Raw genomic sequence first — 12,468 nt, 5'->3', positions numbered from 1 at the left:
CAGCGCCGCATTATACGCGCTCCAGTTTGTCGTGCGATACTTTGGTGAGGCTGGCTTGGGCATAGCCGCCCCCTAAAGCACTCGATTCACCTGAGGAATCCCCCAGGCGCAATTTCGCAACAAAGCCCATCCGCGGGATCAAAATCGAATAGAGCCCGAACTCAAGCGGCAAATGTCCGCGAGCTCGGGCTAGCGGCGTGCGGCGAGTTGGCCGGCGTGATCAATGAACCGCTTATATGTCTCAAGCAGAGGCATCCAGCGAACATCGCGGTACACCTCCTTAATGTCAAATCGACGCGGCAGCCGATCGTTTATCTGTCCCAACCCGCGCAGTTCGCGCGCCGTGCGCAGGTTGTCGGGGGCTGATCGGGTAATCCAGACGGACATGGCTATGTCTGCCCCGCCATATTTTCCTTGCTACCATCCCGTGTCGCGATCCTGACTGCGGGCGCACAGTCGCAACGCTGTGGATCGTGGGCAAGCAGCTCACCCGTCGCAATCACTTCAAAGGTCCGGTTGTCGATGTAGCGCACAGGCTCGCCGTTGAGCAGCGTTGTCCAGGCCGAGCCGCGATGTTGTCGCGCTCCTACTCCCCCTTGCGAAGTGAAGAGGTGGCGGTGCTCAACCACGAACAAAGGCGTGCCGTCATCCCCGGTGCAGCGGTGACGGGCCAGTTCCTCGATCATGGCCTCAACCGTCTCCGGGCGGCGTCACGCTCACGATGCGCAACAGCCGGTCATGGCCATCGCGATCCGGCCAGCGGATCGAAGACCCGGCTGTCATGCCGATCAGGCCGGCACCAATCGGAGTCAGTATCGAAACGCGTCCTGCAGCTATGTCCGCATCGCGCGGATAGACGAGTTGCACGGTGCGGCGCGCGCCAGTGCCTTCATCGATGAAGTCGATCCGCGAGTTCATCGCCACCGTTTGCTCCGGCAGTTCGCCCGGCTCGTACAACTCGGCGCGATAAAGCTCGGCCAGAAGCATCGCCGAGGAATGTGGGTCCCTGTGTTCGGCGCTAAGCGCCAGTTCCGAGAGCGCGTCGCATTCGCCAGCGGTAAGATGGATAGCCGGACGACTATTCGCCGGGAGAGTGTATTGTTCCATTGCAGCAGCTTTCCGCCATTCAAGACCGGCGCGCACGGCGCGACCATAAGGATCAGATCGAATAAGGCCCGAACTCAGGCGGCAACGCCGTTCAAAGCCCGGGCTATAGGCGCGCGGCGAGTTGCCCGGCGTGGTGGCGAAAGCGCCTGTATGTCGCGGGAGCGTACATCAATCGAAGATGATGCCTGCAACAGGTTACGTCAACCCTTGGCACTTCTATCGAGCGTACGGTGTCACAACCGGTCGGCTGTGAAGCTGCCGCAGGCCCCACACATTTTGCGAGGCAGGAAGTGTCAGAACCACGGTTCGAAACGTCCGCTTTCAAAAAGTGGCCGACTTTTCTCGTGAATTTGGGAGGAAGCGGCCCGGCAGCTTTTAAGAGCCGAACCCTGTCGGAAAACACATGTTTTCGGACACCCTTGGGTGATCCCTCGGCTTTGGTCGGCAATCCTGCGCCTGAATAGTCGACAAACCCTGTCGCTTTGACGTAGTGTACGACAAAGTGGTTTTGAGGGTTTGTCGTACATGCTGGTCGGATATATGCGAGTGTCATCGGCCGATGATCGCCAAACTGTCGATCTTCAGCGCGACGCTCTGGTCGCGGCGGGTGTCGATCCGCGTAATTTGCATACTGATAAGGCATCGGGAGCACGCGACGATCGACCGGGCCTGAAGGACTGCCTCGATTATTTGAGTGCGGGTGATACGCTGATCGTGTGGAAACTCGATCGGCTTGGGCGATCGTTGCCGCATTTGCTGGCGATCGTCACTGACCTAAAGGCGCGTGGCATCGCGTTCCGTTCGCTGACTGAGCAGATGGATACGAACACGCCGCACGGCGAACTGCTATTTTCGCTGTTCGGCGCGCTGGCGCAATATGAGCGCGCGCTGACGCGCGAGCGGGTGATGGCGGGACTGGCGGCTGCAAAGCGTCGAGGGCGCCAGGGTGGACGGCCTCCCATGATCGACACTGAGACCCTTGAACGGATTACTGCCGCGCTTGATGGCGGAGCAAGCAAGGCATCCGTTTGTCGCACCTTCAAGGTGCCGCGTTCGACCTTGATTGGCACTCTTGCCCGGATCGGTTGGGCGCCGCCCGCTAGAGCCTAACCCGATGCCTCGTCGCGCCGTGCTGTCGGACGAGCAACGCATGGCGTTGCTCGCACTTCCCGATGATGAAACCACGCTCGTTCAGCACTGGACGTTGAGTGAGGATGACCTGGCTATCATCGTGCGCCGCAGGCGACCGCATAATCGTCTGGGTTTCGCGATCCAGCTATGCGCGCTGCGCTATCCCGGCCGTTTGCTGCGCCCGGGCGAATTGATCCCCGATACGCCGCTCGCGTTCGTCGCCGAGCAATTGCAGATCGCGCCCGAGGTGCTGGCCGATTATGCGACGCGCGGCCCGACCCGGTACGAACAGCTCGATGCGCTGCGCGAGGGCTTTGGGTTCACACAGTTCAGCCGGCCATTGCGAGCGGCGTTGCAGGAATGGCTGCTGCCGATTGGGCTGACGACGACCAGCGGGGCTGGGCTGGCACGGTCGCTACTAGGCGAGTGCCGACGACGGCGCATCATCGTACCTGGCATCAGTTCGGTCGAACGGATGGTTGCGCAGGCGTTGCTCGACGCCGAGCGCCACGTCGCCGAGCATCTGACCCGAGGGCTGGAGACTGGGCAACGCCGTCTGCTTGACGCCCTTCTTCTGCCTCACGCCGGCACGAACCTCAGCGGCCTCGGATGGGTGCGGCAGCCGCCCGGCAAGCCCGGTCGCAAGACGTTCGCCGTCATCATCCGGCGGCTAGCTCTGCTGCGCGATATCGGGATCGATCCCGATATCGCGGCAGGCATACATCCCGAACGCCTGCGACGCCTCTGTCAGGAAGGGGCTCGGCTGACGGCGCAACATGTCCGGACGCTGCAAGCAACGCGGCGCCGTGCGACGCTGGCGGCAACCGTACTCGAAACCATCGTCACGCTTACCGACGATGCGGTGCTGATGTTCGACCGCCTGCTGGGTCAGATGTTTCGGCGCGAGCAGAACGGTGCAGACACAGCGCTCAAGCGCGACCGGCGCACCATCAATGGTAAAATCCGGCTACTCGCCCGGCTCGGCGATGCCCTGCTCACTGCCAAAGTGTCGGGCGGCGACATCGGCGCCGCGGTCGAGGCCGTAGTTGGATGGGACGATCTCGGCCGTGAAGTCGATGAAGCCCGCAAGCTGATCCGCCCCGATGCCGTCGATCCCGTTACGATCGCCGCTACCAACTACCCCGTCCTCCGACAGGTCGGTCCCTTGTTCATCGCCTCGTTCACGTTCGGAGCGGTCCCGGCCTGCCATACGCTCGCGCGAGCAGTCGCTATCATGCGCGACCTTCATCTCGGTCGCCTGAAAAAACTGCCGCCGGATGCGCCGGTTGCCTTCATTCGGCAGGCCTGGCGTCGCGCGATCGGCCCCGGCATTCCCGATCGCAGAGTTTATGAATTTTGCGTCCTGGTCGAGCTTCGGGACAGGCTTCGTGCCGGCGACATGTGGGTCGAGGGAAGCAGACGCTATCGTGCCGTCGAGCAACAGCTTATTCCTGGCCCGGTATTCGCCACCATGCGGGCAGCCGGCCCTTTGCCGATTCCGGCACCTGATACGGCCGATGCCTGGCTAGCCGAACGGCGTACCCGGCTCGCCCGTAGATTGGCAGAGGTCGAGCGAAAAGCGGAGACGGATACGCTGGAAGATGTACAACTCAGCCTCGGCAAGCTGCGGATTTCGCCGTTGAAGGCGGTCACGCCGGCTGAAGCGGATAGCGCCCTTGCGCCGCTTTACGCCCATCTTCCCGCGATCCGCATCACCGATCTCCTTGCTGAAGTCGATCGATGGACCGGATTCAGCCAGTGCTTTACGCATCTGCAAAGCGGTCGGGTTGCCGATGAACCCCGCGCTATCCTCACGGCGGTGCTCGCCGATGCAACCAATCTTGGTCATACGCGCATGGCTGAAGCCTGCAATCTCGTGACCCAACGCCAACTCAGCTGGCTCGCCTCGTGGCATTTACGCGAGGAAACCTACGGTCGGGCTCTCGCCAGGTTGGTCGATGCCCAGCACACCGCGCCACTCGCCGCCCTGTTTGGGGCCGGGACATCGTCCAGTTCGGATGGTCAGAACTTCCCGCTCGATCGCCGTGCCCAGGCGACCGGTGCGGTCAATCCGCACAAGGGCGCGGAGCCTGCCGTCTCCTTCTACAGCCATGTCTCGGATCGCTACGCGCCGTTTCATTCCACCGTCATCTCCGCATCCGCGAGCGAGGCGGCGCAGGTGCTGGACGGGCTGCTCCATCACGGTGCTGATCTGCACATCGAGGAGCATCACGTCGATGGTGGGGGCATTTCCGACCATGTATTTGCGCTATGCCATCTACTCGGATTCCGGTTTGCGCCGCGCATACCGAATATCTCCGCGCGCCGGCTTTACCTGTTTGACGGCATCGAACCCGGCCCCGATATTGCGCCGCTCCTCGCGGGCAAGGTCGATGAGGGCCTGATCGCTGCCCATTGGGACGACGTGCTGCGCTTGGGCACCTCGATCCGCACCGGCGTCGTGAGTGCGTCAATCATGCTGGAACGGCTTGGCTCCTATCCCCGCGCCAATGGCCTGGCCTTGGCACTGCGCGAGATCGGCCGCGTCGAGCGCACCCTGTTCACGCTCGATTGGATCGAACAACCCGAACAGCGGCGTCGCGCGACCCGCGAACTCAACAAGGGTGAGGCCGAAAATGCGCTGAAACGCGCCATCTTTTTCCACCGGATCGGCCGTATCCGCGATCACGCATTGCAAGCCCAGACCCATCGAGCGAGCGCACTCAACCTCGTCGCCGGTGCTATCGTCCTCTGGAATACGACCTACATGCAAGCCGCCCGCATGCATCTTGCCAGTCTAGGCCGGTCGATCCCGCCGGACCTGCTGCAACACCTTTCGCCGCTCGGATGGCAGCACATCAACCTCACCGGCGATTATCTTTGGACCGACCCCGATGCGCCATCGCCGGCCCTCAGGCCGCTTCGCCAGATGCACGCCGTCGAAGGCCCGGCGAAACCTTAGCGTATATCTGGGTCCGTTCTATGTACCGCCCCCTGTCCAGCGGCCCGGTGGAGGGCATCGACCCCCGCGCCTGCCTGTGCGGTCCATTCGGCCCGTTGGCGGGCGTCCTGCTCGATCTGGCGGGACAAGGCGTCGACCTGCTGGGCGACCCCTTCGGCTCCGGCCTTGCGCATGGCGTCGAGCAGGGTGCGATAGTCCGCGCCGGGATCGGAGGGAGGGGGGGCGTCGAACTCGGCAGGGTCGAAGGGATCAGGCATCGGCGGGGCCTCCCTTGAAGGTCCAGCCCTCGAACGCCTTGTGGTCCTGATCGCGGCTGATGCGGTTCATCAGGTCAGTGAGGTGGGATTCCCATGCGGGGTCTTTCATGGCGGCATCGAGGAGCAGGCCGCCGAGGATGATCTTGCGGCGCGCATCGGCCTTGCGGTTCAGGGTGGCGGCGCGGGCTTCCAGTGCCTGCAACCGTGCCTTGGCCTGCTGGACCTTGCGACGGGCGGTTTCGATAGCCTCTGGCGTGGGAGCGGCCATGGTCAATCCTTTCGCTTTGCGATATTGGTAGCATCGGACCCGACCGAGCGAAAGATAGGAAGGGCGCACTTATGCAAACTTGCGTTTGCGTGCGTCAGGGGATACCCCTGAACCCAGCGGGCTATCGCCCGCGCCATGCTCCCGCATGGCCAGTAAGGACGCGGCGATGGCGAGCTTCCATCTTGCGGTGAAGACGATCAGCCGTTCCGCCGGTCGCAGTGCGACGGCGGCAGCGGCTTATCGTGCAGGTGTCGAAATCACGGACGAGCGCACCGGCCTCATCCACGATTACACCCGCAAGCAGGGCGTCGAGCATAGCGCGCTTGTCCTGCCCGCCGACGCCCCGGCATGGGCCAACGACCGGGCCGCGCTCTGGAACGCCGCCGAGCAGGCCGAGACGCGCAGGAACTCCACCGTGGCCCGCGAATATGAAATCGCGCTGCCTGCCGAGTTGTCAGCCGAGGGGCGGCGCGAGCTTGCGCTGGGCCTCGCGAGAGAGATCAGCGAGCGGCATGGGGTGGCGGTGGACGTGGCGATCCATGCACCAGGTCGCGAGGGCGACCAGCGCAACCATCATGCTCATCTGCTGACGACAACCCGCAAGATCGGGCCGGAAGGGATGGGAGCCAAGACCCGCGAACTGGACCAGAAGACGAGCGGAGAGGTCGAGCGCTGGCGTGGCCGGTGGGCCGAGATGCAGAATGTCGCCCTTGAGCGCGCCGGTAGCGTCGAGCGGGTGGACCATCGCAGCCACCAGCGGCAGGGGATCGAGCAGGAGGCCACCGTGCATATGGGGCCGAGCGCGACGGCGATGGAGCGCCGCGCCGAGCATCAGGCGATGCGGGAGGGGCGGGCCTATGAGCCGGTGACGATGGTGGGCCAGCACAATGCCGGCGTCATCGAGCGGCGAGGCCTGCGACAGTATATCGAGCGGGGGACCGAGTGGGTGCGCGATATGACCCAGCGCGTGACAGGGCGATTGCACGATTTCGCGGCGACCTTGAGCGGGGCGGTCGATCGCGATCGACACGATGCCGCCGAGACGCAGCGTCAGGAGCGGCTTGCCGCCGAGCGCGCACGTGCGCAGGCACAGGAGCGCCAGCAGGCGCAGGAACGGGAGAAGGTGGCGGAGAAGTTCAGGACCATAGCCGGGAAGCGCGAGGCGGGCGCCCATGGCTATGGCGATCATAACAGCGACTGGAAGGCTACCCCGGAGGCGCTACGCAAGGCAGTGGACGCCTATAACGGGGCGAACCAGAAGACTAAGGATCTCTACATCGAGAAGATCCAGCGCGAGCCGCAGATGGCGCGGGCGGTGGGCCAGCTAATCAACCAGCGCGAGCTGGTCCTGCAACGGGATCGCGGCATGAGCCGGTGAGGGTGACGGAAAACCCTGAAATCGGGGTTTCCGTAGGGACTTCCAATCCGTCAGGGTTTTTCGTGCAGCCAGATCGCGGCGGCGGTGCGGTCGTAACCGGGCAGGCCAGCCATGCGCGGGATCATGTGATTCCTGACAAGGAATTCATCCATCCTAAGGACGGCCACCATGCGTTGCGCTCTCGCGCATAGCAAACAAGGACAGGATGTTATGCAAAAAGGCTTCCCGTTGCTGGGCAGTATCGATGCCTGGGAGGGATACGGTTCGAGTCAGCAAGGGCATGGCAACCGCTCCGACAAGAATGGAATGATATATGTCGGCGTTGCATCCCGGCGGCAATACGCCTTCGGCTTCGGCCTCCTTGAGCAGAGGCATCACGAGGCCACGATGGACAGACCAGATTTGCTCGATCACATAAGTTCGACGCTCGCCGACCTCGGATATTTGATCGATGAAAAAACGACCAAGGTCTGGTTGATCAAGACTGATACCGACAAAGCCTTCAATCATCAGGCACAGTCGATCGCGTACCGGCAAGTCGGTCTGCTCGTCCATTGCCTGCCATCGCTTCAACGTACATGAAACATTATCTACTATAGCGCGCCACAACCCCATTTTCCCATCGTATCGACGCACGATGAGAGACGAATCTACGCCGGCTACTTTGGCGATATTGCGGAGATCGGTTCCCGCCCAACCATATTTTGCGAACGCCGAAAGCGCCGCTTTTAGGATTTGCTCAGGATCAGGCCCCTCGTCCTGTCGAGGGCGACCCCGCTTCCGCTTAAGATCGGCAGGAGCATGTGACATCATCAGCTTCACCTTAAATCAACATTTGTTGATTTAAGGTGAAGCGTGCTTCAGCGCAAGCGTGCTCCCCGGTTTTTCGATGCCCTCGACCGGGCCTGATATAGATTCTGGCAGAATGGTCAGAAATGCCGCCTAAACAGTCCCAAAATGGACGAGGAACAGGTGAATTGCGACGGGGCCATAGGATCAGCGCCCCTCATCCCTTGCGCGGACGATGGCGCTAAATTCGGAAATCGCCTGCTGCACGTTGCCGTCATCGCACACGTTGAGCGAGCGGTGGACTGAAACGGCCTGATCGGTCCGCATTTCCAGCCAAGCAATCCGGGCTGCGTTCGGCGTGGGCCGAGCCTGCTCTAGCGCGATCTGCTCACTATATCCCGCGATCACATCGTTGATGGCCTCCAACGCGACCTCGTAAGCAATGGCCTGTTGTTGTGACCATACAGGGCCGGTTGGAGCATCCATCGTTTATTCCTCGCCGCTAGGGCTGTCGCCCTGGCGGCTGAACAGCCGCGACCAGAATCCGCGCTGGGGAGTAGGTTGAGGGTGTGCACGCTGATCGGTCAGGGCAAGTCGTTGTGCTTGTTCCCGCCAAGCGTTCCGTTCTTCGCGCAGTTCTGCAACTTGTTCCCGCAACAGCCTGTTTTCAGCCTGTAAACCGGGGGTGTCACCATCTGTTAAATCTAGCTGTAAAGGTTGCTGCACCCCGTTTACAGGGGGCCACACGCGGAACAGTTCGACAGGCTCAATACGCCACTCGCCATTATCTGATTTTTCGGCGGAAACCCTGCCTGTCTTGATAGCCTTCATAAGCGTTTGGCGGGTGACACCGACCTTTTCTGACGCTTCTCTTAGGGTGATACCCATGGTGTCACTCGCTGTTAAATTAGCCTGTATAGTATCTATATATCGGTTGCATCATCAGGGGGAGAGGTATCGGGTGCGCGGAGCTTGTTTCCTAGGCCGGTGACAAGCTGGGTCAGTTCCTCTGGCATCGCCTGATCGGGTTCTGGTTGTTCGATAGCAGGCAGATCAGGCTCCATGCCTGCAAAAAATCCCTGAGAGGGTGGTGACAAGCCGGGGCCAGCAGGAAGTTGGCGTTCTCCGGGATAGAGTGAAGGGACGCGCTCAAGAGGTGGATGAGTGCCAATCTCGTCTCTGTCCGGCTGTTCATCGTCGGATACAAGAACAGCCGCTGAGAATAGGCTGTAGCGGATACCATCACGCTTGCCGGTCCATGCTACCCGGTCATTGACAATGTAGGCGTTTGTTGTGCCGACACCGCCTAACTGCCTAACTTCGATCCAGTTCTGTTCTCTAAGGACGCTAATTGCTCTGAGAACAGTATTACGAGAGCACCCCATCATCCGTTGTAAGTTAGGCACACTGGCAACAAGGGCATTGTGGCGTCCCATATTGCCGACGATGACGTGCATGAGAGCCGCTGCCTTTGGGTGCGCGCCGATTAGCTTGGCCCATTTTTCATGGGTTGCTCGCTCGGTTTGCACCCATGTCCCACCCGGTGCCGTGGCGAGAGCTAGGCCCTTCTCTTTTGCAGTCATGATCTACCTATTCTCAACCGTGTCCGGTTTTTGGTCACGATGGGACTACCCCGTCTCACCAACGAACAAAAATTATCCACCGGTTGACATTGGCTGTCTATTTTGGCGGACATCCATTGTCAAATTGCTGATAAAATTTGTCAAACCAGTCCCATAGCTGGTGGGACGGGGTAGTCCCATAGCTGGTGGGACTACCCCCCAAAATAAGTCATTGATTATAAACATGTTTTTTCTAACGCCTTCTATGATCTTATGATTACCCCCTGAAAGGGGGCTGCGAGTTATCCATGCCCCGCCATAGCGCTATCCCAAAGCTGGCGGCGGCGGGGGGTGGGTAACTCGCTAATCAGGCCGCCTGCGGCGGTGATGATGAGTGCCGCTAGTCGCGGCACGCGTTAGGCGCATGGCGGACAGGAATCCGCACCCCTTCCACGTCGCACACGCTGCAAGGTCGCAATTAGCTATCAGGGGGTGCGGGAGGCGATTTCCGGCCCATAGGACGCAGGGAGGCGCTTGGGGGTAGAGTTTCGCCATCCAAGGGCTTGGCGGTGCCCTACCGGGCACCAAAGGGAAACCCGACTGACCTATGCTGCTTCCCGTCTTGGGAAATAGAGGTTGTTTCCCATATTGGGAAATGGCATAGGATGGCCATGAGGATCATCGCCCGCAAAAACATCGTGGCCTATTTCACGACGCATCCCCTGACCCGTGCGTCGCTAACACATTGGCTAGAGGTTGCGGAAAATGCGGAATGGTCTTCGACAAGCGAAGTCATAGCGGACTTTTCAAAAGCAAAAACGGTGACGGCAGAGCGGGTCAGATTCGAAGTGGCGGGCGGCGATCATAGAATGATTGTTGCATTCCATTTCCGGCGAGGGATCGCTTTCGTAAAGTTTATTGGGACACATGCTGAATATGACCGCATCGATGCCGCGACCGTCGATCAGTTTTGAAGGACAGGCAAATGGATATCAGACCTATCAGGAACGATGAGGACCATCGGGCAGCGGTTGATGAAATCCGTGCGCTCTGGAACGCGGAAGCGGGCAGCCCGGACGAGGATCGTCTCGACGTGCTGGCAACACTGGTCGATGAATATGAGCGGAAGCGGTGGCCGGTCGACAAGCTGGACCCGGTGGAAGCGATTGAGGCGGCTATGGAAGCGGAAGGGCGCACCCGCGCCGATCTGGCGTCCCTGATCGGCCAATCGCGTGCGACCGAGGTTCTGGCCCGCAAGCGGGGACTGACCCTCCACATGATCCGCAAAATCGAACGGGCATGGCACGTCCCTGCGTCGATCCTTGTCCGCGAATATCAACTATCGCGCTAGTCAGGGCTGCTGCTCATAGAGGGGCACCCACTTGCCCCTGCACGTCTGGGCTTTTGCGTCCCATTTTGCGGTGCATCCGTATAGCTGGCGCTCGATCTTGGGTTCCTGCGCCCAGCGGTAGGCTAGGGCCGCGGCGAAGATCAGGCCCAGTCCGATCAGGGCGGCGGTGATCCATTCCTTCAGGCGGTCCCACCAGACCCCGGCGCTGATCCGCTGAAGCTGTCCGGGGTCAGTACATAGAACGGACCCAGATATACGCTAAGCGCCGACAGCCCCGCTCAGGTGTCGGCAAACACCTGTTTGTCGCACATTGATGCGGAAGATGGCCGTTTTTGTGCTTGCGGGAGTCGAAGGCCGGTGTTCCGATCGCAACCCCATTAGCGGACGCTCGAGTCACAAATGGGGGGATCCAAAAAAGGTCTTTCGTTCAGGTCGATCTTTGCCATCCCGGTCGCTTTTGATGCAAAAATCAAAACTTTTGCATCATCGGTGCCAGGGCGGCTTTTCTGTTAATTTCCGTGATACGGCTCGCAAGCGATGCCATCCCTATCCCCGTCCATCTCGACGCGGTAGCCTGGCTCCCCACGGTAAATCGGAGCGGTGCCTGCTGAGCGGGCAGAATCACACCCAGCCCAATAATCGCCAGCCTGGGGTGCGCGGGCACGAGCCATGCCAGTATTTACCGCGAAAGAATGAGCGGCGGAGGCGACGCGTTGCACCCCACCCTCGCTTGCTGCAATCGACCCGACACCTACAATTGCTCCCAGTGCCGCTGCTGCCCCAAGGAGCTTCAATTCCATAGGAACGGGCTTAGGATCAGGTTGGCGAGTGCGTGTCCTTCGCTGCCCCTTTGGCGATAGCTGATTGAAGGAGGAGCGGCGGCGCATCGTGCTGGGCTAGCAAAGCTGGGTTAAAGGCTCGTTGCTTCATCGGTGCCTACATGAATCGCGACCAGAAGGAGCGCTAGATGTGCATCAGATTTTTGCATCAGGGAGAGGTGCAGATTTCCGCCATTCTCGACCTGATGCAAAACTTGTGATTTATGCATCAGATCGGAAACAGGCTTCGGGAAAGCCAATGTCAAAATTCGACGCACCGTCCATGACCGGTGATACCAACGGTCATGGACGATGATGCCGATCTGGCCTATCAAAGCGACGAGCTAATCACGCAATAAACAAGTATTGGAACGCCAACGACCAGAATTAGGAAAGCAAGGTTTAGGTCAATAAATCTACCCAGACGACTGAGCCTGCTGTTGGAATCGGTTTCATAATGTGTGGTCGCTTCGTCTTCTATTTCCAGAGAGAAATTGTTAGAAAAGAAGTGCTTGGGTCTTGAGCGTAACCGCTGGCGATTCTCTACGATGCGAATCCCATCGATATGGTGCGATAGGCGATGGTGCGGCTTTTCAGTAAATTCTGACATGTGCGATTCCCGCTTATTCGAGATCGCGGACGCGCTTCGCGCATCCGCGGGGCTTTGTTGCATAACTCCTGATAGGTTTGCTGCGGGCTTTATTTGAGATTACTACGCGACGCGGACAGTATTTGGTGTGCCGATTTGCGAGAAGCGATTGAGGATTGCAGCACGGACTTTGAGCTCGGTTATCTGACGCTCGAAGGTGCGGGCCATGACGCGCTGACCAAGCAGCTTGAAGCAG

General features: G+C 60.2%; 16 protein-coding genes and 1 pseudogene. 5 read left to right on the top strand and 12 right to left on the bottom strand.

Annotated features, from left to right (window positions below; genetic code table 11):
* Positions 1–389 precede the first annotated feature (389 nt).
* Together SxD43FB_RS22075 and rnk are read right to left on the bottom strand one after the other, a co-directional pair.
* On the bottom strand, positions 390–686 hold the full coding sequence (locus tag SxD43FB_RS22075; protein ID WP_096063962.1) for a hypothetical protein: 297 nt from the start codon (positions 684–686) through the stop codon (positions 390–392).
* A 4-nt stretch (positions 687–690) separates the two neighbouring features.
* A complete protein-coding gene (rnk, locus tag SxD43FB_RS22070; RefSeq protein WP_343228864.1) occupies positions 691–1,143 on the bottom strand; it encodes a nucleoside diphosphate kinase regulator in 453 nt (150 codons plus the stop codon).
* Between the two features lie 489 nt (positions 1,144–1,632).
* On the opposite strand from rnk, the gene SxD43FB_RS22065 reads away from it, so the two are divergent.
* Entirely contained in the window at positions 1,633–2,217 is a 585-nt protein-coding gene (locus tag SxD43FB_RS22065) for a recombinase family protein (RefSeq protein WP_020997492.1), read from the top strand.
* A gap of 4 nt (positions 2,218–2,221) precedes the next feature.
* Entirely contained in the window at positions 2,222–5,200 is a 2,979-nt protein-coding gene (locus SxD43FB_RS22060) for a Tn3 family transposase (protein ID WP_096063960.1), read from the top strand.
* Here the strand turns inward: SxD43FB_RS22060 and SxD43FB_RS22055 are convergent.
* On the bottom strand, positions 5,197–5,457 hold the full coding sequence (locus SxD43FB_RS22055; protein ID WP_096063959.1) for a hypothetical protein: 261 nt from the start codon (positions 5,455–5,457) through the stop codon (positions 5,197–5,199). The two genes, SxD43FB_RS22060 and SxD43FB_RS22055, sit on opposite strands and share 4 nt — an antisense overlap.
* Positions 5,450–5,725 carry a mobilization protein gene (locus SxD43FB_RS22050; protein ID WP_096063958.1) on the bottom strand — a complete coding sequence of 92 codons (276 nt, stop codon included), beginning with the start codon at positions 5,723–5,725 and terminating at the stop codon, positions 5,450–5,452. Before SxD43FB_RS22050 ends, SxD43FB_RS22055 begins: the two co-directional genes overlap by 8 nt.
* Before the next feature lie 145 nt (positions 5,726–5,870).
* Between SxD43FB_RS22050 and mobQ the strand changes: the two genes are divergently transcribed.
* Positions 5,871–7,103, top strand: a complete 1,233-nt coding sequence (mobQ, locus tag SxD43FB_RS22045; protein WP_255245856.1) for a MobQ family relaxase — start codon at positions 5,871–5,873, stop codon at positions 7,101–7,103.
* A 153-nt stretch (positions 7,104–7,256) separates the two neighbouring features.
* Here the strand turns inward: mobQ and SxD43FB_RS22040 are convergent, their stop codons facing one another.
* The 4 genes from SxD43FB_RS22040 to SxD43FB_RS22025 form a co-directional block, all read right to left on the bottom strand.
* A complete protein-coding gene (locus SxD43FB_RS22040; protein ID WP_096063957.1) occupies positions 7,257–7,916 on the bottom strand; it encodes a TetR/AcrR family transcriptional regulator in 660 nt (219 codons plus the stop codon).
* Positions 7,917–8,099: 183 nt separating this feature from the next.
* Positions 8,100–8,378, bottom strand: a complete 279-nt coding sequence (locus SxD43FB_RS22035; RefSeq protein WP_096063956.1) for a hypothetical protein — start codon at positions 8,376–8,378, stop codon at positions 8,100–8,102.
* A 3-nt stretch (positions 8,379–8,381) separates the two neighbouring features.
* A complete protein-coding gene (locus SxD43FB_RS22030; RefSeq protein WP_096063955.1) occupies positions 8,382–8,780 on the bottom strand; it encodes a hypothetical protein in 399 nt (132 codons plus the stop codon).
* Positions 8,781–8,815: 35 nt separating this feature from the next.
* Positions 8,816–9,475, bottom strand: coding sequence for a helix-turn-helix domain-containing protein (locus tag SxD43FB_RS22025; RefSeq protein ID WP_096063954.1), 660 nt, complete (start codon positions 9,473–9,475; stop codon positions 8,816–8,818).
* 650 nt (positions 9,476–10,125) lie between these two features.
* On the opposite strand from SxD43FB_RS22025, the gene SxD43FB_RS22020 reads away from it, so the two are divergent.
* Together SxD43FB_RS22020 and SxD43FB_RS22015 are read left to right on the top strand one after the other, a co-directional pair.
* The gene (locus SxD43FB_RS22020; RefSeq protein ID WP_096063964.1) at positions 10,126–10,428 is read left to right on the top strand and encodes a type II toxin-antitoxin system HigB family toxin; all 303 of its coding nucleotides are present in this window, start codon (positions 10,126–10,128) and stop codon (positions 10,426–10,428) included.
* A gap of 11 nt (positions 10,429–10,439) precedes the next feature.
* Positions 10,440–10,805: a transcriptional regulator gene (locus SxD43FB_RS22015; protein ID WP_096063953.1), complete on the top strand. Its 366-nt coding sequence runs from the start codon at positions 10,440–10,442 to the stop codon at positions 10,803–10,805.
* 509 nt (positions 10,806–11,314) lie between these two features.
* On the opposite strand, the gene SxD43FB_RS26155 is transcribed toward SxD43FB_RS22015, so the two are convergent.
* The 4 genes and pseudogenes from SxD43FB_RS26155 to SxD43FB_RS21995 form a co-directional block, all read right to left on the bottom strand.
* Positions 11,315–11,476, bottom strand: coding sequence for an excalibur calcium-binding domain-containing protein (locus SxD43FB_RS26155; protein ID WP_255245857.1), 162 nt, complete (start codon positions 11,474–11,476; stop codon positions 11,315–11,317).
* A gap of 239 nt (positions 11,477–11,715) precedes the next feature.
* A complete protein-coding gene (locus SxD43FB_RS22000) occupies positions 11,716–11,958 on the bottom strand; it encodes a hypothetical protein (protein WP_096063951.1) in 243 nt (80 codons plus the stop codon).
* Complete coding sequence (locus tag SxD43FB_RS24970; protein WP_141249597.1) at positions 11,955–12,233, bottom strand: hypothetical protein; 279 nt, start codon at positions 12,231–12,233, stop codon at positions 11,955–11,957. Before SxD43FB_RS24970 ends, SxD43FB_RS22000 begins: the two co-directional genes overlap by 4 nt.
* Before the next feature lie 102 nt (positions 12,234–12,335).
* Positions 12,336–12,468: pseudogene (locus SxD43FB_RS21995) on the bottom strand (IS5/IS1182 family transposase); the annotation flags it as partial.

The sequence above is a fragment of the Sphingobium sp. D43FB genome, from assembly GCF_002312805.1.
GTDB lineage: Bacteria > Pseudomonadota > Alphaproteobacteria > Sphingomonadales > Sphingomonadaceae > Sphingobium.
Note: the sequence above shows the minus strand (reverse complement) of the source record. Positions and strands in the feature narration are given on the sequence as shown.